The organism is Achromobacter sp. ACM03 (assembly GCF_014851665.1).
GTDB classification, from domain to species: domain Bacteria; phylum Pseudomonadota; class Gammaproteobacteria; order Burkholderiales; family Burkholderiaceae_B; genus Achromobacter; species Achromobacter aegrifaciens.
This window is the reverse complement of record NZ_JACVAD010000004.1, coordinates 167536-186862: the sequence shown is the minus strand read 5'-3', so window position 1 is coordinate 186862 and position 19327 is coordinate 167536. Positions and strand designations below refer to the sequence as shown.

Annotated in this window: 20 protein-coding genes; 13 read left to right on the top strand and 7 right to left on the bottom strand. The window is 67.2% G+C overall.

Annotated features, from left to right (window positions below; all coding sequences use genetic code 11):
* Window positions 1-28 precede the first annotated feature (28 nt).
* Window positions 29-1345, top strand: coding sequence for an MFS transporter (locus tag IB257_RS20170; protein ID WP_054457017.1), 1317 nt, complete (start codon window positions 29-31; stop codon window positions 1343-1345).
* Between the two features lie 79 nt (window positions 1346-1424).
* Window positions 1425-2852, top strand: coding sequence for an amidase (locus IB257_RS20165; protein WP_054457019.1), 1428 nt, complete (start codon window positions 1425-1427; stop codon window positions 2850-2852).
* A gap of 70 nt (window positions 2853-2922) precedes the next feature.
* Here the strand turns inward: IB257_RS20165 and metK are convergent, their stop codons facing one another.
* A complete protein-coding gene (metK, locus tag IB257_RS20160; RefSeq protein WP_059374170.1) occupies window positions 2923-4086 on the bottom strand; it encodes a methionine adenosyltransferase in 1164 nt (387 codons plus the stop codon).
* 278 nt (window positions 4087-4364) lie between these two features.
* Here metK and IB257_RS20155 point away from each other — a divergent pair, with 278 nt between their 5' ends.
* Genes IB257_RS20155 through xerC form a run of 5 tightly spaced genes read left to right on the top strand, consistent with a single transcriptional unit; the run spans window position 4365 to window position 8786 of the window.
* Window positions 4365-5231: a lysophospholipid acyltransferase family protein gene (locus IB257_RS20155; protein ID WP_192330330.1), complete on the top strand. Its 867-nt coding sequence runs from the start codon at window positions 4365-4367 to the stop codon at window positions 5229-5231.
* 34 nt (window positions 5232-5265) lie between these two features.
* Window positions 5266-6156: a lysophospholipid acyltransferase family protein gene (locus IB257_RS20150; protein ID WP_192492715.1), complete on the top strand. Its 891-nt coding sequence runs from the start codon at window positions 5266-5268 to the stop codon at window positions 6154-6156.
* Window positions 6157-6177: 21 nt separating this feature from the next.
* Window positions 6178-7089, top strand: a complete 912-nt coding sequence (gene dapF / locus IB257_RS20145; RefSeq protein WP_192354797.1) for a diaminopimelate epimerase — start codon at window positions 6178-6180, stop codon at window positions 7087-7089.
* 3 nt (window positions 7090-7092) lie between these two features.
* Window positions 7093-7770, top strand: a complete 678-nt coding sequence (locus IB257_RS20140) for a DUF484 family protein (RefSeq protein WP_054457030.1) — start codon at window positions 7093-7095, stop codon at window positions 7768-7770.
* 20 nt (window positions 7771-7790) lie between these two features.
* Window positions 7791-8786, top strand: a complete 996-nt coding sequence (gene xerC, locus IB257_RS20135; RefSeq protein WP_192492714.1) for a tyrosine recombinase XerC — start codon at window positions 7791-7793, stop codon at window positions 8784-8786.
* Between the two features lie 58 nt (window positions 8787-8844).
* Here the strand turns inward: xerC and IB257_RS20130 are convergent, their stop codons facing one another.
* Genes IB257_RS20130 through IB257_RS20110 form a run of 5 tightly spaced genes read right to left on the bottom strand, consistent with a single transcriptional unit; the run spans window position 8845 to window position 13072 of the window.
* Complete coding sequence (locus tag IB257_RS20130) at window positions 8845-9846, bottom strand: nickel/cobalt transporter (protein WP_192492713.1); 1002 nt, start codon at window positions 9844-9846, stop codon at window positions 8845-8847.
* Window positions 9846-10529 (bottom strand): DUF1007 family protein, encoded by a 684-nt coding sequence (locus IB257_RS20125; RefSeq protein ID WP_192492712.1) that lies wholly within the window; start codon window positions 10527-10529, stop codon window positions 9846-9848. The genes IB257_RS20130 and IB257_RS20125 overlap by 1 nt, the downstream gene beginning before the upstream one ends.
* Window positions 10490-11467 carry a metal ABC transporter substrate-binding protein gene (locus IB257_RS20120; RefSeq protein WP_225589047.1) on the bottom strand — a complete coding sequence of 326 codons (978 nt, stop codon included), beginning with the start codon at window positions 11465-11467 and terminating at the stop codon, window positions 10490-10492. Before IB257_RS20120 ends, IB257_RS20125 begins: the two co-directional genes overlap by 40 nt.
* Window positions 11468-11489: 22 nt before the next feature.
* Window positions 11490-12356, bottom strand: a complete 867-nt coding sequence (locus IB257_RS20115; RefSeq protein ID WP_054457039.1) for a metal ABC transporter permease — start codon at window positions 12354-12356, stop codon at window positions 11490-11492.
* A complete protein-coding gene (locus IB257_RS20110; protein ID WP_119450151.1) occupies window positions 12353-13072 on the bottom strand; it encodes a metal ABC transporter ATP-binding protein in 720 nt (239 codons plus the stop codon). The genes IB257_RS20115 and IB257_RS20110 overlap by 4 nt, the downstream gene beginning before the upstream one ends.
* 330 nt (window positions 13073-13402) lie before the next feature.
* Between IB257_RS20110 and IB257_RS20105 the strand changes: the two genes are divergently transcribed.
* The 5 genes from IB257_RS20105 to hslU all read left to right on the top strand — a co-directional run bounded on the left by IB257_RS20105 (window position 13403) and on the right by hslU (window position 18103).
* The gene (locus IB257_RS20105; protein WP_013396835.1) at window positions 13403-13909 is read left to right on the top strand and encodes a Fur family transcriptional regulator; all 507 of its coding nucleotides are present in this window, start codon (window positions 13403-13405) and stop codon (window positions 13907-13909) included.
* Window positions 13910-14296: 387 nt separating this feature from the next.
* On the top strand, window positions 14297-15415 hold the full coding sequence (locus tag IB257_RS20100) for a GTP-binding protein (RefSeq protein ID WP_054457043.1): 1119 nt from the start codon (window positions 14297-14299) through the stop codon (window positions 15413-15415).
* 126 nt (window positions 15416-15541) lie between these two features.
* On the top strand, window positions 15542-16006 hold the full coding sequence (gene dksA, locus IB257_RS20095; protein ID WP_006389752.1) for an RNA polymerase-binding protein DksA: 465 nt from the start codon (window positions 15542-15544) through the stop codon (window positions 16004-16006).
* Window positions 16007-16155: 149 nt separating this feature from the next.
* On the top strand, window positions 16156-16695 hold the full coding sequence (hslV, locus tag IB257_RS20090; protein ID WP_013396837.1) for an ATP-dependent protease subunit HslV: 540 nt from the start codon (window positions 16156-16158) through the stop codon (window positions 16693-16695).
* Window positions 16696-16768: 73 nt separating this feature from the next.
* Window positions 16769-18103, top strand: coding sequence for an ATP-dependent protease ATPase subunit HslU (gene hslU / locus IB257_RS20085; protein WP_054457045.1), 1335 nt, complete (start codon window positions 16769-16771; stop codon window positions 18101-18103).
* A 127-nt stretch (window positions 18104-18230) separates the two neighbouring features.
* Here the strand turns inward: hslU and IB257_RS20080 are convergent, their stop codons facing one another.
* Window positions 18231-18536: a copper-binding protein gene (locus tag IB257_RS20080; RefSeq protein ID WP_054457046.1), complete on the bottom strand. Its 306-nt coding sequence runs from the start codon at window positions 18534-18536 to the stop codon at window positions 18231-18233.
* 201 nt (window positions 18537-18737) lie between these two features.
* Between IB257_RS20080 and IB257_RS20075 the strand changes: the two genes are divergently transcribed.
* Entirely contained in the window at window positions 18738-19292 is a 555-nt protein-coding gene (locus IB257_RS20075) for a cob(I)yrinic acid a,c-diamide adenosyltransferase (RefSeq protein WP_125471165.1), read from the top strand.
* Window positions 19293-19327: the final 35 nt, after the last annotated feature.

Sequence of the window (19327 nt, the reverse complement as noted above, 5' to 3'; positions counted from 1 at the left end):
CAAAAATAAATTCTTATTTGAGGTTTTCATGAGCAGCACTTCAGCGCCCCTGCGCAAGCCGCAGGGGGCAGCCGCCTCGGCCGGCACCGCGCCCGTTTCCCGCTCGCGCACCATTCTGGCCGGTAGTGTAGGCAATGCCGTCGAATGGTTCGACTGGACCATCTACGCGTCCTTCGCCATATTCTTCTCCAGCCAGTTCTTCCCCGAAGGCAATGAAACCACGGCCCTGCTGGCGACCTTCGGCATTTTCGCGGTGGGCTTCTTCATGCGTCCGGTCGGCGGCTGGCTGCTGGGCATCTTCTCCGACCGCTACGGCCGCAAGGCCGCGCTGGGCCTGACCATCCTGATGATGGCCGGCGGCTCGCTGATCATCGCCGTCACCCCCACCTACGCCTCCATCGGCCTGGCCGCTCCGTTGCTGCTGACCGCTGCGCGCCTCTTGCAAGGCCTGTCGCTGGGCGGAGAGTATGCCTCGGCCACGACCTTCCTGGCGGAAATGGCGCCGCCCAACAAGCGCGGCTTCTATTCCAGCTTCGTGTTCTTCAGCGCCGCCGTGGGCATCCTGGCCGCCTCGGCCATCGGCTGGGTGCTGACCTCGACCTTGACCAAGGTCGAGATGGCCGCCTGGGGCTGGCGCATTCCGTTCTTCCTGGGCGCGCTGGGCGGCCTGGCCGGCATGTGGATCCGCCGCTCGATCCCGGAGACCGAAGCGTTCTCGCACGCCAAGAAGGCTGGCGTCGAAAAGCAGCCGCTGCGCACGCTGCTGCGCGACCATCCGCGTGAAGTGCTGCGCATCGTGGGCTTCTCCATCCTGACCACGTTCGCGTTCTACATCTTCGTGGCCTACGTGCCCACCTACGCCATCCGCCAGGTGCATGCCGACCCGAAGACCGCGTTCGCCGCCAACACCGTCGCGCTGATCGTGTTCATGCTGGTGCAGCCGCTGTTCGGCATCCTGTCCGACCGCATCGGCCGCAAGCCGCAGCTGATCTTCTTCGCCGCCGGCTACCTGGTGTTCTTCTATCCGCTGATGACCACGCTGGGCCCGTCGTTCGGTTCGATCCTGGCGGTAGAGCTGTTCGGCCTGGTGCTGTACGCCATGTACACCTCGATCGCGCCGGCCATCATGTCGGAACAGTTCCCCACCAGCGTGCGCGCCGTCGGCATCGGCACGCCGTACAACCTGGTCGTGGCCCTGCTGGGCGGCACCACGCCCTACCTGCTGACCTGGCTGCAAAGCAAGGGCATGGAGCGCTGGTTCTTCTACTACGTGCTGGCGGGCGCCGTGATCACCCTGATCACCTTCATCCGCATGCCGGAAACCAAGGGCCAGAGCCTGAAGTAAGCAGAGAGAACGAACGTCACGCAATAGCGCTTTCCGGTTCCCGCGGGACCGGAAAGCTTTTTCTTTTCCGATGAGACCCATGCCAGCACTAGACACCGCCCTGCACTTCCAAGACGCCCAGGCCCTGGCCGGCGCCATCCGCCGGCGCGAACTGAGTTCGCGCCAGGTCACCACCCACTTCCTGGACCGCATCGAGCGCGCCCCCGCGCTGGCCGCCTATAGTGAAGTCACGGCCGAGCGCGCGCTGGCCCAGGCCGACGCCGCCGACCGCCTGCTGGCCGCGGGCATTGTGCTGGGTCCCCTGCACGGCGTGCCCGTGGCGGTAAAGGACAGCGTGCAATGGGACGGCGTCAGCGCCAGCCTGGGTTCGCTTGCCTTGCAAGGCCGGATCAGCGGTGAAACGGCGGTGCCGCTGCACAAGCTGGCCGCCCAAGGCATGGTGGTGCTGGGCAAGACCCGCATGACCGAGTTCGCCTTTGGCCTGTCGGGCCAGAACCCCACCCAAGGCACGGCGCGCAACCCTTGGGACGCGCAGACGGCGCGCGCGCCGGGCGGCTCGTCCAGCGGCGCCGGCGTGGCCGTGGCCGCGGGCCTGGCGCCGCTGGCGCTGGGTGGCGACACCGGCGGCTCGGTGCGCGCGCCGGCGGCTCTGAATGGCCTGGTGGGCTACAAGCCGTCCACCGGCGTGATCAGCCGCGCCGGCTGCCTGCCCTTGTCGGACACGCTGGACGTACTGGGTCCGATCACACGCACGGTGGCGGATGCCCGGCTGCTCACCCGACTGCTGGCCGGCCCCGACATCGGCGACGCGGCCACGCTGGAATTTCCCGCAAGCGCCATCGCCGCCTTGCGCCAGCCCGCCGCGCGCGCCCCCGGTCCGGTGGCGGTACTGGCGCCCGACGCCTGGCCCGCTTCCTTGGCCGACGCCGGCCTGCGGGCCTGGCGCGAAGCCGAGGAAAACCTGGCGCGGGCCGGCTACACGCCCACGCCCTGGCATCCGCCCGCGGCCCTGTCCTTTGCCCGCATGGCCGACGACAACTCGCTGGTGCTGGCCTATGAGGCCTACCGCTATTACGGCGCGCTGGCCGAAGACCCGGCCACGCCGCTGTGGGAAGTGGTGCGCAAGCGCATCGCGGCCGGCGGCCGGATCGCGCAGGCCGACTACGAAGCCGCGCTGCAACGCCGCGCCGCCGACATGGCCGCGTTCGCGCAAGCGATGCAAGGCCTGGACGCCCTGCTGATGCCCGCCTGCGACCAGGCCGCGCAAGCGCTGGACGCCGACGATACGCGCCACGCCGGACTGGGCAAGCTGCTGCGTCCCGCCAACTTCCTGGGCGCGGCCGCCATCTCGCTGCCCGTGGGCTTCGATGCCGAAGGCATGCCCATGGCGGTGCAGTTGCTGGCGCCGGCAGGCGGCGACGCGGCAATGCTGGATTGCGCCGCGGCGCTGGAGCCGGTGCTGGCGCCTAAGCTGCGCCGGCCCGACCTGTCGGCCTGGGGACTGTAAGGTCCCTGCCGCAATGAAAAAGCCCCCGCGTTTTTTCGCGGGGGCTTTTCTTATTCAAGCGCCAGGAAGGTTACGCGCTCTTCTTCAGCGCCTGCACCTTGTCCGTGGCTTCCCACGAGAATTCCGGCTCGGAACGGCCGAAGTGGCCATAGGCCGCGGTCTTGGCGTAGATCGGGCGCAGCAGATCCAGCATGTTGACGATGCCCTTCGGACGCAGATCGAAGTGCTCGCGCACCAGCTTGGCGATCTGGTCGTCGGGGATGACGCCCGTGCCTTCCGTGTAGACGGTGATGTTGATGGGCTCGGCCACGCCGATGGCGTAGCTGACCTGCACCTGGCACTGGCGCGCCAGGCCGGCGGCCACGATGTTCTTGGCCACGTAGCGGGCGGCGTAGGCGGCCGAGCGGTCGACCTTGGAAGGATCCTTGCCCGAGAACGCGCCGCCGCCGTGCGGGCATGCGCCGCCGTAGGTGTCGACGATGATCTTGCGGCCGGTCAGGCCGCAATCGCCTTGCGGACCGCCGATGACGAAGCGGCCGGTCGGGTTGACCAGGAACTTCGTTTGCGGCGTGATCAGGCCTTCGGGGAAGCTGGGCTTGATGATGTCTTCGATCACCGCTTCGCGGATGGTCTCTTGCGAGACCTCGGGCGCGTGCTGGGTCGACAGCACAACGGTGTCGACTTCAGCCGGGCGGCCGTCGATGTAGCGGAACGTCACCTGCGACTTGGCGTCGGGACGCAGCCACGGCAGACGGCCGTCCTTGCGCAGTTCGCTCTGGCGCTGCACCAGGCGGTGCGCGTACCAGATCGGGGCCGGCATCAGGTCGGGGGTTTCGTCGCAGGCATAGCCGAACATCAGGCCCTGGTCGCCCGCGCCCTGGTTCAGGTAGTCCTCGGAGCTGCGGTCCACGCCCTGGGCGATATCCGGCGACTGCTTGTCGTAGGCGACCAGCACCGCGCAGCCCTTGTAGTCGATGCCGTATTCGGTGTTGTCGTAGCCGATGCGGCGGATCGTGTCGCGCGCGACCTGGATGTAGTCGACGTTGGCGGTGGTGGTGATTTCGCCAGCCAGCACTACCAGACCGGTGTTGCAGAGGGTCTCGGCTGCGACGCGCGCATTCGGGTCCTGCGTGAAGATCGCGTCCAGGATCGAGTCGGAGATCTGGTCGGCAACCTTGTCGGGGTGCCCTTCGGAGACGGATTCGGAAGTAAAGAGAAAGTCGTTGTTGGCCACAGATGCGTCCTTGGTGGCCGGCGTTGCCGGCGCATAGGTTCACGAGGCGCGTTGCACCCCTGACCGCAAGACATACGCAAATCTGGGCGCGACGCTTTAGCGGATTTGGCAAGAGGCGCGCAAAGCGCTGTACCCTTGCCGTCGCCCCGCAAGTTGTCGGTTAACTCGGCGACTGCGCTATTTTAAGCGAAAATGCGGTTCTGCCGCCAAAGCTGGGGGACGTATGCATATAGCCCCAGACCCAGGCGCACTTTCTGTCCGTCCCATTTTTCTGCCGCATGCTGCTCTTCCTGTTCAGATCATTCGCCGCCCTGCCCCTTTCCATCGCGCACGCCGTGGGGCGGCTGGCCGGGCGTGCGATCTACGCCTGGCCGGGCAAGTACCGCCGGCGGTTGCAGGCCAACGCGGCCCAGGCCGGCTACCCCGATCCGGCCTTCGCGCGACGCGCGGCGGGCGAAATCGGCGCCATGATCCTGGAGAGCCCGCGGGTCTGGTTCCGCAATGAACAAAGCCTGGCCCAGGTGATCTCGGACGACAACGACGTGGTCAGCGCGGCCCGCGCCGAGAACCGCGGCATCCTGTTCCTGACGCCGCATCTGGGCTGCTTCGAGATCACCGCGCGCTACCTGGCCCGCCAGATGCCCATGACCGTCATGTTCCGGCCGCCGCGCAAGGACGTCCTGGCCCCGCTGCTGGAAACCGCGCGCAACACCTCGGCCGTCAACGCCGTGCCGGCCACCATGCAGGGGGTGCGCGAATTCGTGCGCGCCCTGCGCCGCGGCGAATCCGTCGGCATGCTGCCCGACCAGGCGCCCAGCGTGGGCGACGGCGTCTGGGCGCCGTTCTTCGGGCGCATGGCCTACACCATGACGCTCCCCGGCAAGCTGGCCACGCAGACGGGCGTGCCCATCATCCTGACCGCAGGCGAACGACTGCCGGGAGGCCGGGGCTGGCGCATCCACTATGTGCGCGTGCCCGAGCCGCTGCCCGCCGACGCCGCCGAGCAGGCCGCGCTGCTCAACGCCGCCATGGAAACGCTGATCCGCCGCTGCCCGGAGCAATACCTCTGGAGCTACAACCGCTACAAGACGCCGCGCGGCGCGCCGCCGGCTCCCGCCGCCGACGCTGCTACTCCGGCAAGCTGAACCGCCGCGCCCTGTCCGCTCCCTATTACCGACCATGACTGATTTCAAAACGCGCGCGCTGACATCCCTGTTGAAATGGTTCGGCCGCATCAAGCCGTCGACCCGGCAGCGCATCGGCGCAACCCTCGGCTGGCTGGCCCCGCGGCTGGCCAAGTCGCGCGCCCGCATCGTGCGCCGCAATTTGGAACTGTGCTTTCCCGACCAGCCGGAACACGTGCGCGAACAGTGGGTCGCGGACCATTTCCGCGCGCTGGCGCAATCCATCGTCGACCGCGGCGTGCTCTGGTACGGCACGCCCGAAGCCATCAAAGACATGGTTACGCAAACTGGCGCGGACCGCATCAACGCGCTGACCGCGCAGGGCCACCCGGTCATCCTGCTGGCGCCCCATTTCATCGGGCTGGACGCGGCCGCGACGCGGCTCACCATGGAGGTGCCCAGCGCCGCCACCATGTACACGCCGCAAAGCGACCCCCAGGTCGACGCCATCGTGGCCGCCGGCCGCAAGCGCTTCAACGAGGTCTTTCTGGTCAGCCGCAAGGACGGCGTGCGCGACCTGATCCGCCACCTGCGTGAGCCCCGCCCCGTCTACTACCTGCCGGACATGGACTTCGGCCGCCAGGGCGCCATCTTCGCGCCGTTCTTCGGCGTGCCTGCGGCGACGTTGCTCGCCACCGCCCAGCTGGCCAAGAAATGGGATGCCGCCGTGCTGCCCATCCTGGACTTCTGGAACCCGGATACCGGCCGCTACCACGTCGAAGTGCTGCCGCCGCTGGCCGACTTCCCCGGGACCGAATCGCTGGAAGACGCCACCGCGCGCCTGAACCGCGAGCTGGAATCCTGGGTGCGCCGCTGCCCCAGCCAGTACTACTGGGTCCATCGCCGCTTCAAGACCCGTCCGCCGGGCGAACCCAAACTCTACTGAGTCCGCAGCTCGCGCCCCAATATGGGCGATAATCCAGTGATGAACTGGAACTTCACCAAAATGCATGGCGCGGGCAACGATTTCGTCGTGCTCGACGGGGTCCGCCAGACCATCGAAATGACGCCCGAGCGCGCCCGCGCCTTGGGCGACCGGCATTTCGGCATCGGCGCCGACCAGATCCTCCTGGTCGAACGCGCGACCCGGCCCGATGCCGATTTCCGTTACCGCATTTTCAATTCCGACGGCAGCGAGGTCGAGCACTGCGGCAATGGCGCGCGCTGCTTCGTGCGCTTCGTGCACGAGCAGGGCCTGTCCGACCGCAACCCGCTGCGCGCCGAAATCGCCACCGGCATCCTGGTGCTGGATCAGGGCGACGACGAGCAGGTCACCGTCGACATGGGCAGCACGCGCTTCGAGCCCGCCGCGCTGCCGTTCGACACCGCTGGCCTCGCCGCGCGGGTCGAAGGCCAGGACACGCTGTGGGAACTGGAACTGGACGCGCCCGCCGGCCTGCCGCGCACCGTCGCGCTGTCCGCCGTGGCGATTTCCAATCCGCACGCCGTGCAGGTGGTGGACGACGTCGACACCGCGCCCGTGTCCGTTCTCGGTCCCCTGATCGAAACCCATCCGCGCTTCCCGCGCCGCGTCAACGCCGGCTTCATGCAAATCGTGGATCGCAACAACATCCGCCTGCGCGTGTTCGAACGCGGCGCCGGCGAAACCCTGGCCTGCGGCACGGGCGCCTGCGCCGCCGTCGCGGCCGGCATCCGCCGCGGCCTGCTGGACTCGCCGGTGCGCGTGCAAGCGCGCGGCGGCGTGCTGACCGTCGCCTGGAACGGCGAGCAATTGCGCATGACCGGCCCTGCCGAGTCCGTCTTCACGGGGCAGGTCGATATCGACAAGCTCGTCTTCTCCATGGGGCTGAACCGATAAGCCATGACTGATACCGCTATTACCGCTCAGGACGTCGCTGATTTCCTGCAAGAGAACCCCGGCTTCTTCGACGATCACGCTGACGTCTTCGCCACGTTGCAGGTGCCGCATCCGCATGGCTCGCGCGCCATTTCGCTGGGCGAACGCCAGATCCTGACGCTGCGCGAGCGCAACCGCGAACTCGAATGGCGCCTGAACGAACTCGTGCGCAACGCCACCGCCAACGAAAGCATCGGCACCCATGTGGCCAAGTGGTGCTGCCGCCTGCTGTCCGAATGCGATCCGCAGCATGTACCAGGCGAAATCGCCCTGGGGCTGGCCGAACAGTTCGAGCTGAACCATGTGGCGCTGCGCCTGTGGGACCTGTCGGAACTGCCCGCAACCGGCTACGGCGAACCCGTCACGCAGGACGTACGCACCTTTACCGACAGCCTGAAGACGCCGTACTGCGGCACCGACACCGAATTCGAAGCGGCCGGCTGGCTGGATGCCAAGCCCAAGTCGCTGGCGCTGGTGCCGCTGCGCCTGGAAGCGGACGGCCCCGCCGTCGGCCTGCTGGTGCTGGGTTCGGACGACGCCGAGCGCTTCACGCCTGAAATGGGCACGACCTTCCTGGAATCCATCGGCCAGCTGGCTTCCGCGGCGCTGCATCGCCTGAATCCGGCCTCGCCCAAGGCCTAGCGGTGACACGGGCGGACGCCATGCCGACAGCCACGCAAGCGCAAGACGCGGCCCCGCCCGATACTCCCCTGCCGGACGCCATGAGCGCCTGGCTGCGCCATCTGGAAACCAACCGGCGCTACTCGCCCCACACACTGGACGGCTATCGCCGCGAACTGCATTTCCTGCGCGAACTTGCCGAGCAGGCCAAGCTGCCGCTGGACAAGATCGGCAACGGCCACATCCGCCAGTTCGTGGCGCGCCTGCATGCCCAGGGCCGCGGGCCCCGCAGCCTGGCGCGCACGCTGGCGGCCTGGCGTGGCTTCTATCAATGGTGGGCCCCGGCCATCGAGCTGGCCGGCAATCCGGTGGCCGGCGTGCGCGCCCCCAAGGCGCCGCGCGGCCTGCCCAAGGCCCTGTCCGTGGAGCAGACCCAGGCCTTGCTGGACCGCGCGCCCGCGCAAGTGGCGAACGAACCCGCGGCGCTGCGCGACCAGGCCATGTTCGAACTGCTCTATTCCAGCGGCCTGCGGCTGTCGGAGCTGGTCGGGCTGGACCTGCGCTATGAACGCTCCGGCAATTACGAATCGCGCGGCTGGCTGAGCCTGGAAGAGGCCGAGGTCATCGTGCTGGGCAAGGGCGGCAAGCGCCGCTCGGTGCCGGTGGGCCGGGCGGCGCTGGCCGCCCTGCGCAAATGGATCGCGGCGCGCCCGCAGCTCACGCCCTTCACGGCGCAGCCCGAGGACGCAGCCGCGTTGTTCCTGGGCGCGCGCGGTCGGCGCATCTCGCCGCGCGTGGTGCAACTGCAGCTGGCTCGCATCGCGCAGCAGGCCGGCGTGCCCACGCACGTGCACCCGCACGTGCTGCGCCACAGCTTCGCCAGCCATGTGCTGCAATCCGCGCAGGACCTGCGCGCGGTGCAGGAAATGCTGGGCCACGCCAACATCTCCACCACACAGATCTATACGCGGCTGGATTTTCAGCACCTGGCCCGCGCCTACGACCAGGCGCATCCTCGGGCCGGACGCAAATCCTGAACGCGTCGGGTCCGACGCATTCTGGTGAAACAGCTACGCAAATTCGCGCGACCGTTCCCTAGCCACCTCCCGCGATCACGCCGCCCAGCAGCATCACCCCCAGCAACAGCACCGCCAGTGCCGCCAGCGCTTCCACGCCATAGCGCAGGCGCGCCGCGCCAACACTGGACAGCCGGCTGCCGACGCGCGTGGCCGCGCCCCCGGCCGCAACCGCCAGGCACGCCAGCGCCGCCACCGTCAGTCCGGTACCCAGGCCCATCGCCAGGGCCGAGGCCACGCCGGCCAGAAAAAAGCCCTGCGCCAACGCGAACACCAGCACGATCAACGCGCCGCTGCACGGGCGCAAGCCCACGGCCAGAATCGCCGTTGCCGCGCGACGCCAGTTCAACTGGCCAGACACCTGCGCTGGCGCGGGCACATGTGCGTGGCCGCAGCCGCAATCGTGATCGTGATCGTGGTGATGATGGTGAGTGTGCTCATGTCCATGGCCGTGCTCTGGCATCGACCCCGTAGACGCCCGTCCAGCACGGGTCCGCAACAGCGGACGGACCGCCTTGACCCACACCAGCCACATGCCCAACAAGGTCACCAGCGCATAGGAGCCGAGTTCCAGCCAGCGCGTCGCGTTGTTCATCGTGGCCGCGGTGGCGTTGAAGATCAGCGCCAGCACCGCCACCAGCGCAATCGCCACCAACGCCTGGATCAGCGCGGACGCCAGCGCCAGCAGCGCGCCGTTGCGCGCGGTCTGGCGGTTGGCCAGCACGTAGGAAGAGATCACGGCCTTGCCATGTCCCGGCCCCAGGGCATGGAATACGCCATAGGCAAAGGACAGGCCGATCAAGACCCAGGCCGCGCCGCCTTCGGCCTGCCAGGCGCGCACCGCGCCCGTCAGCTGCCGGTAGAAATGGCTTTGCCAGACCGATACCTGACCAAAGAAGCCGGCCAGCCAACCCGGCCCGCCCACGCCCGCCCCGCTCTCCGGCACGCCGAAGGGATGCGCACCCTGGGCCGCGGCCGCGCCCGCGCCGCCGAGCAGCAGCACGGCCAGCAGCGCGAGCATTACCCGCAACGCACCTCGATGCGGTGCGTCAGCCCCTTGGTGATCGCAAAAAGCTCGTCCGGCAAGGCGTCCGGGTCGGCCGGGATCGCGGCCAATTGCTGCATGGTTTTCCAATCCAGTTCCTTGGGCTTGCGGTAGGCGGACGTGCAGGTCTTGGCGCCCTGTCCGCCCAGCGATACCGCGCCGCTTTCATCGAAGGCGTAGGCCACGAAATAGGTGGGATCGTAGATGTCCACCTGCGCGCCGCCTGCGTCCGGCGCCACTGGCGTGGCCAGCGGCAAAGTGAAGGACAGCGTCAGCCGCGTGGTCTTTGGGTTCCAGTCGACGCGCGCATCTTGCGGGGCCGCGAAAGCCGCGGTCTTGCCGTCCACGGTGACGCGGGTGAAGTAGTGCGAGATCGGTTCGCCCAACGCCTGCATCCAGTCCCGCGCCATGCCCTGCAGGATCTCGGGCGACAGCGAACCGTCCTTGCCCTTCTTCAATCCCTGCGTGGCGTAGGCGCCGAACATCTCGTCAAACAGCCAGACCTGCCGCACCGCCGTGATGCGCTGCTGTCCATCGATATCGATCGCCGCGCGGGCATCGATCCACATATGCGGGTGCGCGCTGGCGGCGCCTGCCGCCAGCAGCATCGCCGCCGCGGTCAGGGCTGCATGGCCGCGGCGAGCTGACGTGCGTTCCATTCAAACATTTCCAGGTAGGTGGCGCCGGGCTGTCCGGGCTTGGACAGGGCGTCGGAATAAAGCGTACCACCCACCTTGGCCCCGGTTTCGCGGGAGATCTGCTGGACCAGCTTGGGGCTGCTGATGTTCTCCACGAATACCGCAGGCACACGCTCGCGCTTGACCTGTTCGATGATGCGGGCCACCTCGCCTGCGGCGGGTTCCGCATCCGTCGACACGCCCATCACGGGAATGAACGCCACGCCGTAGGCATCGCCGAAATAACCGAAGGCGTCATGGGAAGTCACGATCTTGCGGCGCTCGGCCGGAATCGCGGCAAAGGTCTTGCGGACCTGCGCGTCCAGCGCCTGCAGGCGCGCGATATAGGCTTGCGCGCGCTGGCGGTAGGCGTCGGCATGCGCGGGATCGGCGGCAGCCAACCCTTCGGCCACATTGCGGGCGTAGATGACGCCATTGGCCAGGTTCTGCCATGCGTGCGGATCGGCGCCACTGTGATGGTGATGACCATGGCCATGATCGTGGTCGTGGTCGTGGTCGTGGTCGTGGTCGTGCCCATCATCATGCCCGCCGCCCGCGAACGTGCGCGTCTTCACGCCCTGGGACGCGACCACGGTAGCGCCGGCAAAACCCGACGCTTTCGCCAGGCGCGGCATCCAGGTCTCGAAATCCAGGCCGTTGACGAACAGCACGCGCGCGGCAGCCAGCTTCTTCGCATCGCCCGGCGTCGGCTCATATTCGTGCGCGTCGCCATCGGGCCCCACCAGCGTGGCCACGCTGACGTCGGCGCCGCCCACTTCCCGCACGATGTCGCCCAGGATGGAAAAGCTGGCCACGGCCTTCAACGGTTCGGCGGCCTGCGCGGTTCCGAACAGCGCCGACAGGCACAGGCCGGCCGTGGCGAGCAGCGCGCGGCGGCGCGCCAGGGAATGGAAACGCATGGCGTATCTCCTATTGGATGAGTCAGGCGCGGCGCATGCGGCGTCGCGCCGGCAGCAGCCCGCCTTGCGGGCCGCCCACGATGGAAAACAGATAAAAGGCGCCGGCCGCCAGGATGATCGCGGGCGAGGCCGGCACATTGAAGTGGTACGAAATGAGCAGACCGGTCGTCGAGGCTGTCACGCCCAGTCCCGCGGCCAGCGGGATCTGGCGGGCGGCAGAACGGACCCAGAAGCGCGCGGCGGCGGCCGGCAGCATCATGATGCCGACCACCATCAACGTGCCCAGCACCTGAAAGCCCGCCACCAGGTTCACCACCACCAGCACCAGGAAAGCCATGTGGACCCAGCCTCCGCCGCCGCCGCTGGCACGCAGGAAACCCGGGTCCAGGCATTCGGCCACCAGCAGCCGGTAGATCGCGGCCAACGCCAGGAGGGTCACGCTGGCCGTGGCCGTCACCAGCAGCAATGCCGCGTCGTCCAGCCCCAGCACCGTGCCGAACAACACGTGCAGCAGATCCATATTGGAGCCGCGCAGGGACACCAGCAGCACGCCCAGCCCCAGCGATATCAAATAGAACGCGGCAAAGCTGGCGTCCTCGCGCAGCGGCGTCATGCGCGCCACCAATCCCGCCAGCAACGCCACGGCCAGCCCCGTGACGATGCCGCCCAGCATCATTGCGCCCAGCGACAGTCCGGCCAACAGAAAGCCCGCCGCCACGCCAGGCAGGATGGCATGCGACATGGCATCGCCCATCAGGCTCATGCGCCGCAGCACCAGGAACACGCCCAGCGGCGCCGCGCCCAGCGACAGGGCGCAGGCGCCGGCCAGCGCGCGTCGCATGAAACCGTAATCCAGGAAGGGCGACGCCACCCATTGCGCCAGGCTCATGCGCGGACCTCCGCCAACCACTGCCGCGCCCGCTTCAGATGCGCGTCGTTCAGCGTGTGCTCGGTGTCTCCCCAGGCCACCACCGAACCGGACAGCAGCAGGCACTCGGGGAAATGGTCACGCACCAGATCCAGGTCATGCAGCACCGCAATCACGGTGCGGCCCTGGCCATGCAGGCCGCAAAGCAGGGCCATCAGGTCGTCCGCCGTGTGGCTGTCCACGGCGGCGAAGGGTTCATCCAGCAGCAGCACGGGCGCGTCCTGCACCAGCATCCTCGCGAACAGCGCACGCTGCATCTGCCCGCCCGACAGCGCGTCCACGCCGCGTCCGGCCGCGTCGGCCATGCCCACGGTCTCCAGCGCGTCCATGCAGCGCTCGAGCTCCTGGTTCGCATATCTGCGCCATCCCCCCACTCGGCGCCAGGCGCCCATTGCCACCAGGTCCAGCACCGACACCGGGAACGAACGGTCCAGCTCCGCGGCCTGGGGCAGCCAGGCCAGTTCCGAACGGCCCGCGCCGCTGATGCGCACGCTGCCGGCCATGGGACGCAGCACACCCATGATGCCCTTGATCAGCGTGGACTTTCCCGCTCCGTTGGGACCCACTACGGCGGTCATGCCGCCCGCGGCGAAACGCCCCGACACCGATTTGAGCGCGGCGTGCCCATGCCAACCGAAGGACGCGTCGTCCAGCTCGATGGTGACCGGCGCGTTCATCGCACCCACCAATCCAGCGCCCAACCGGTCAAGGCCCACAAGGCCGCCGCAGCGACCACGGCCGCGGCCATGCGGCGCCAGGCGGAGACCAGGAAGGCGGAACGCGGCGGGAGTGTTTGCCGCGGCGCGGCACCGGGCCGCCGGGGCAAAAGCGTGAAATGGGACATGGAAAGAATGCGGAGGCAAATAGCGGCTACAGCCAGTTTTATTATGTTATATCATAACTAAACGGCTTGATTCCACGGCGTTCGCCCGCATCTGGATGTTTTCTGCTACCTTCCAGGCATCTCGCGCGCATCGCGCGCGTTTTCCATAGAGATAAAGCCAGCCATGTCCGCACCGCCCCGCACCCCTCGCAGCGATACCGTCGGCGCCCAGCTCAGCGTCGCCGAAGCGCTGTGCGAGCAGCGCGGGCGCCGCCTCACCCCCATCCGCCGCAAGGTGCTGGAACTGCTGCTGCGCCATGGCCGCAGCCTGAAGGCCTATGAATTGCTGGATGCAATGCGCGCCGTGCATCCGGGCGCCGCGCCCCCGACCGTGTACCGCGCCCTGGACTTCCTGATGGACGAGGGCCTGATCCACCGCCTGGACGCCGTCAACGCCTGGAGCGCCTGCCACGACGCGGGCGGCGCGCCCCACGACCTGCTGGTCGTCTGTACGGGCTGCGGCGCAGTCGCGGAAGTGTCCGACCCCGCCATGAGCCGCCAACTGGCTGAACGCGTCGCCCAGACCGGCTATGCCCTGGCCACCCACGAAACCGAAATCCGCGCGCTGTGCCCCCAATGCCAGCAGAAGCAGCCCGCCGCGGACGCCGGCCACGGCCACCACCATCATTAAGAACTAGTGCTGGCGGGCAGCCCGCCCGCGGTTCTCCGCCATCGGCAGCAAGCCCGTACAGGCCGTTTCATCCGGATGCGCGCATCGCGCCCTTGAAATCGGGCAAACCGCCCCCAAATAGTGGTATCGCCCGATACTTGACGGCGTACGGACGCCATCTGGATGGCTACGGCCCCAGGGTTGACCCTGGGTTTGCCCCCTGCCCCCGACTGTGCTGTAATCCTGCGTCCGGCCGCTGCAGGCGGCCCACGCAGCCTGCGGCAAACACCCTCCGGCAAAGACTGGGAAACCCCGTCGAAACGTCGCAAGACGGCGTTGCAAGACAGGGTTGCGATCCCCGCCGAGAGTTCCTGTTTAACGCCTTGACTTCACGCTAGCAGCTTCGCCATGAACACCCCGCGCAGTTTGGACAAAATGGTTCCCGTCACCATCCTCACCGGCTTTCTCGGTGCGGGCAAGACCACCCTGCTCAAACGCATCCTGACCGAATACCATGGCCGCCGCGTGGCGGTCATCGAAAACGAGTTCGGGCCGGAAAGCATCGACAACGACCTGCTGGTGCAGGACCGCGACGAAGAAATCATCGAGCTGTCCAACGGTTGCGTCTGCTGCACGGTGCGCGGCGACCTGATGCGCACGCTGGGCGAACTGCGCGCCAAGCGCGAAGCCGGCGAACTGTCTTTCGAACGCGTCATCATCGAAACGACCGGCATGGCCAACCCCGGCCCCGTCTGCCAGACGTTCTTCATGGATGACGACATTGCCGAGTACTACCGCCTGGACGCGGTGGTCACGGTGGTCGACGCCAAGCACGGCATGGCCACCCTCGACGCCCAGCCCGAAGCCCAGAAGCAAGTCGGTTTCGCCGACCGCATCCTGATCTCCAAGCGCGACCTGGTCAACGAAGTCGACTACGAAGCGCTGCGCCACCGCCTGGTTCACATGAACCCGCGCGCGCCGATCACGCCGGTCAACTTCGGCGAAGTCGACCTGAAGTCCATCATCGACATCAGCGGCTTCAACCTGAATTCCATTCTGGACATCGACCCGGATTTCCTGGCCGATGAGCACCCCGACGCCGCCCATGACCACGGCCACGATCACGACCATGGGCATGACCATGGCCACGATCATGACCATGATCACGAAGGCGACTGCGGGGCGCATTGCAATCATGCCCACCATCATCACCACCACCAGCACGACGACGAAATCGGCGCGTTCGTGTTCCGTTCCAACAAGCCGTTCGATCCCGCGCGCCTTGAGGAATTCCTGGGCGGCGTGGTGCAGGTCTATGGTCCCGACCTGATGCGCTACAAGGGCATCCTGTACATGAAGGGCATCAACCGCCGCATGTTGTTCCAGGGTGTGCACATGATGATGGGCGCCGAACCCGGCAAGCCGTGGACCGCAGCCGAAAAACCGTCCACCAAGATGGTTTTCATCGGTCGTAAGCTGCCCCAGGAGATTTTCACCCGGGGCTTGGAGCAGTGCCTGGCGGGGTAATCCCCCTTCCTGACGTGACGTGATGCGACGAAGGCAGTACTGTGAGGTACGAATAGCGTAGGCAACAAGTAATACGGACCGGGAATGAACGCCCGCGCCAGGATCGATTCATAGTGGAGTGTTTTCATGGCTACCAAGGCAGCAACCAAGAAATCAAGCAAGTCGACGAGCGATACGGCGATTGATCTGCCCAGCGAGAAGGAATTGCTGGCCATGCCCGAGTCCGACTATATGAACGAACGCCAGCTGGCTTTCTTCAAGGAACGGCTCAAACAACTCGAGCAGGACATCCTGGCCAACGCCGGCGAAACCACCGAGCACCTGCGCGAAACGCAGTTCGTGCCCGATCCCGCCGACCGCGCCACGATCGAGGAAGAACACGCCCTGGAGCTGCGCACCCGCGACCGCGAGCGCAAGCTGCTGAAGAAGGTGCAACAGTCCATCGCCCGCATCGACAGCGGCGAATACGGCTGGTGTGAGGAAACCGGCGAACCCATCGGCATCCCGCGCCTCTTGGCCCGCCCCACGGCCACCCTGTCGCTCGAAGCGCAGGAACGCCGCGAGATGCGCCAGAAGCTCTACGGCGACTGATCCGTCCCGTATTCAAGCCCTACGCTGAAAGGCTATGCTGGTTTCCAGCATGGCCTTTTTTCTTGGGCCGGCACGCAAAGGGGACGCAACCGTCCCGCCTTGATTTCCCCAGAACCGCCCCCAGCTAATCCCTTCATAGGAAGGAACGCATGGAACAATTTCACGCCACCACCATCGTGTGCGTGCGCCGCGGCAACCGCGTCGCACTGGGCGGCGATGGCCAGGTCACCCTGGGCAACATCGTCATCAAGGGCACCGCCCGCAAGATCCGCCGCCTGTACCACGACAAGATTCTGGCCGGCTTTGCCGGCGCCACCGCCGACGCGTTCACCCTGCAGGAACGCTTCGAGGCCAAGCTGGAAAAACACCAGGGCAACCTGATGCGCGCCGCGGTCGAACTGACCCGCGACTGGCGCACCGACCGCGTCCTGCGCCGCCTGGAAGCCATGCTGATCGTGGCCGACGCCGAGCACACGCTGGTGTTGACCGGCAACGGCGACGTGCTCGAGCCGGAACACGGCCTGGCGGCCATCGGCTCTGGCGGCGCCTATGCGCAATCGGCCGCGCTGGCGCTGCTGCGCAACACCGAGCTTTCCCCGGAAGCCGTCGTCAAGCAATCGCTGGAAATCGCCGGCGACCTCTGCATCTACACCAACCAGAACCACGTCATCGAAACGCTGGGCGACTGACGCCCGCCACGCGGCGCGCCAGTCGCGCCGCGGCCGCCACCCCAGCCCGCCCTAGCTTCAAGGATCCGCCCTCATGTCCGCATCCAACATGACGCCCGGAGAGATCGTCTCCGAACTCGACAAGTACATCGTCGGCCAGAACCGCGCCAAGCGCGCCGTGGCCGTGGCGCTGCGCAACCGCTGGCGCCGCCAGCAGGTCGCCGAACCCCTGCGCCACGAGATCCACCCCAAGAACATCCTCATGATCGGCCCCACCGGCGTGGGCAAGACCGAAATCGCGCGCCGCCTGGCCAAGCTGGCCAACGCGCCCTTCATCAAGATCGAAGCCACCAAGTTCACCGAAGTGGGCTATGTGGGCCGCGACGTCGACACCATCATCCGCGACCTGACCGAATACTCGATCAAGCAGACCCGCGAACTGGAAATGCGCCGCGTGCGCACCCAGGCAGAAGACGCCGCCGAAGACCGCATCCTGGACGCCCTGGTGCCGCCCCCGCGCGGCGCCTCCGGCGAGCCGGAACGCGGCGAAGACAACAGCGCCCGCCAGACCTTCCGCAAGCGCCTGCGCGAAGGCAAGATCGATGACCTGGAAATCGAAATCGAAGTCGCCCAGGCCGTGCCGCAAATGGACGTCATGACGCCCCCCGGCATGGAAGAAATGGCCGAGCAGCTGCGCGGCATGTTCGCCGGCATGGCCCGCGACAAGAAGAAGCCCAAGAAGATGAAGGTGCGCGAAGCCTTCAAGCTGATCGTCGACGAAGAAGCCGCCAAGCGCGTCAACGAAGAAGACCTGCGCACCGTGGCGATCAACAACGTCGAGCAGAACGGCATCGTCTTCCTGGACGAAATCGACAAGATCGCGGCCCGCCAGGAATCCGGTGGCGCGGACGTCTCGCGCCAAGGCGTGCAGCGCGACCTGCTGCCGCTGGTCGAAGGCACCACCGTCAACACGCGCTACGGCATGGTCCGCACCGACCACATCCTGTTCATCGCGTCTGGCGCCTTCCACCTGTCGCGCCCCTCGGACCTGATCCCTGAACTGCAGGGCCGTTTCCCGATCCGCGTCGAACTGGAATCGCTGACCGCCGAGGACTTCGTGCGCATCTTGTCCGACACGGACGCGTCGCTGACCAAGCAGTACACGGCGCTGATGGCCACCGAGGACCTGCAGCTGGAGTTCACGGAAGAAGGCGTGCGCCGCCTGGCGGAGCTCGCCTACGAGGTCAACGAAACCACCGAGAACATCGGCGCCCGCCGCCTGTATACGGTAATGGAGAAGCTGCTGGACGAACTGTCCTTCGACGCGACCTCCAGCAGCGACAAGCATGTGAAGATCGACGCCGCCTACGTCAACGCGCAGTTGGCCGAAGCCGCCAGCAGCCAGGATCTGGCGCGCTACGTGCTGTAAACCGCGGGCGCGCCTTGCGCGCCGCCAGCAAAACGCCGTCCGCAGCCTGGCGCTGCGCACGGCGTTTTCTTTTGACCAGCAGGCCCGCTGCGCCGCCCGGCGTGCGCGCGGCGCCATCCCGGCGACGCTAGTTGCTGATCGCCGTCACGATGTACTTGCCGTCCTTGCGGACCGCCGTGAAGCGCACCTTGTCGCCCGCCTTGATCTTGGCCAGCAGCGCCGGATCCGCTTCATAGACCAGCGTCATCGCGGGCAGGTCCAGCGCCTTGATGGCGTCATGCTTGATCGTGACCTTGCCGCCCGCCGGGTCCACCCGCCGCACTTCCCCGCTGGCATCGGCCTGCTGCGCGAACGCCAGCGGCGCGGCCAGCGTGACGACGGCCACGGCTGCCGCGGCGGCCATGGGTATTGCATACTTGCGGTCAAAAATCATGCAGATATCCTCCGATTGCAGGGAAAGCACGGAACCGGCGTCCCCGCTTTCCACAGTGCTAGGATACCGCCCTTGTGCAACAGTTCCCTCGCCCGGACGCAACAATTCTGACAGTTGATTGCGGAACCCGCGACGCGCCCCCCCATGTTTCATGGCTGGACGCAAAACCCATACCTTTCGTCACTCATTTCAGGAGCTCCCATGGCCAATCGCTTATCCGTCATCGCCACCCGCACGGGAGACGACGGCACCACGGGCCTGGGGGACGGATCACGCACGCCCAAAGACGCCCCGCGCATCGCGGCCATCGGCGACGTCGACGAACTGAACAGCGTGATCGGCGTACTGCTGACCGAAGACCTGCCCGCCGAGATATCCGCGGATCTGCTGGCCATCCAGCACGACCTGTTCGACATGGGCGCGGAACTCTGCATCCCTGGCCATACCGCGCTCACGGACGACCACATCGCCCGCCTGGACGCGCGCCTGGCCCACTACAACGCGGCGCTGCCGCCTCTGCGCGAATTCATCCTGCCCGGCGGTTCGCGCGGTTCGGCGCAGGCGCACGTGGCGCGCACGGTCTGCCGCCGGGCCGAGCGGGCCGTGGTGGCGCTGGCCCGGGTCGAACCGGTGAACCCGCCCGTGCGGCAATATCTGAACCGGCTGTCGGATCTGATGTTCGTGCTGGCGCGTTGTATAAACCAGCATGCGGGACAGAAAGACACGTTCTGGGCGGGCGCCCAGGCGCGCAAGTAGTCTCGCGGCCGGGACGCGCGCTGCGCGGCCGGGCT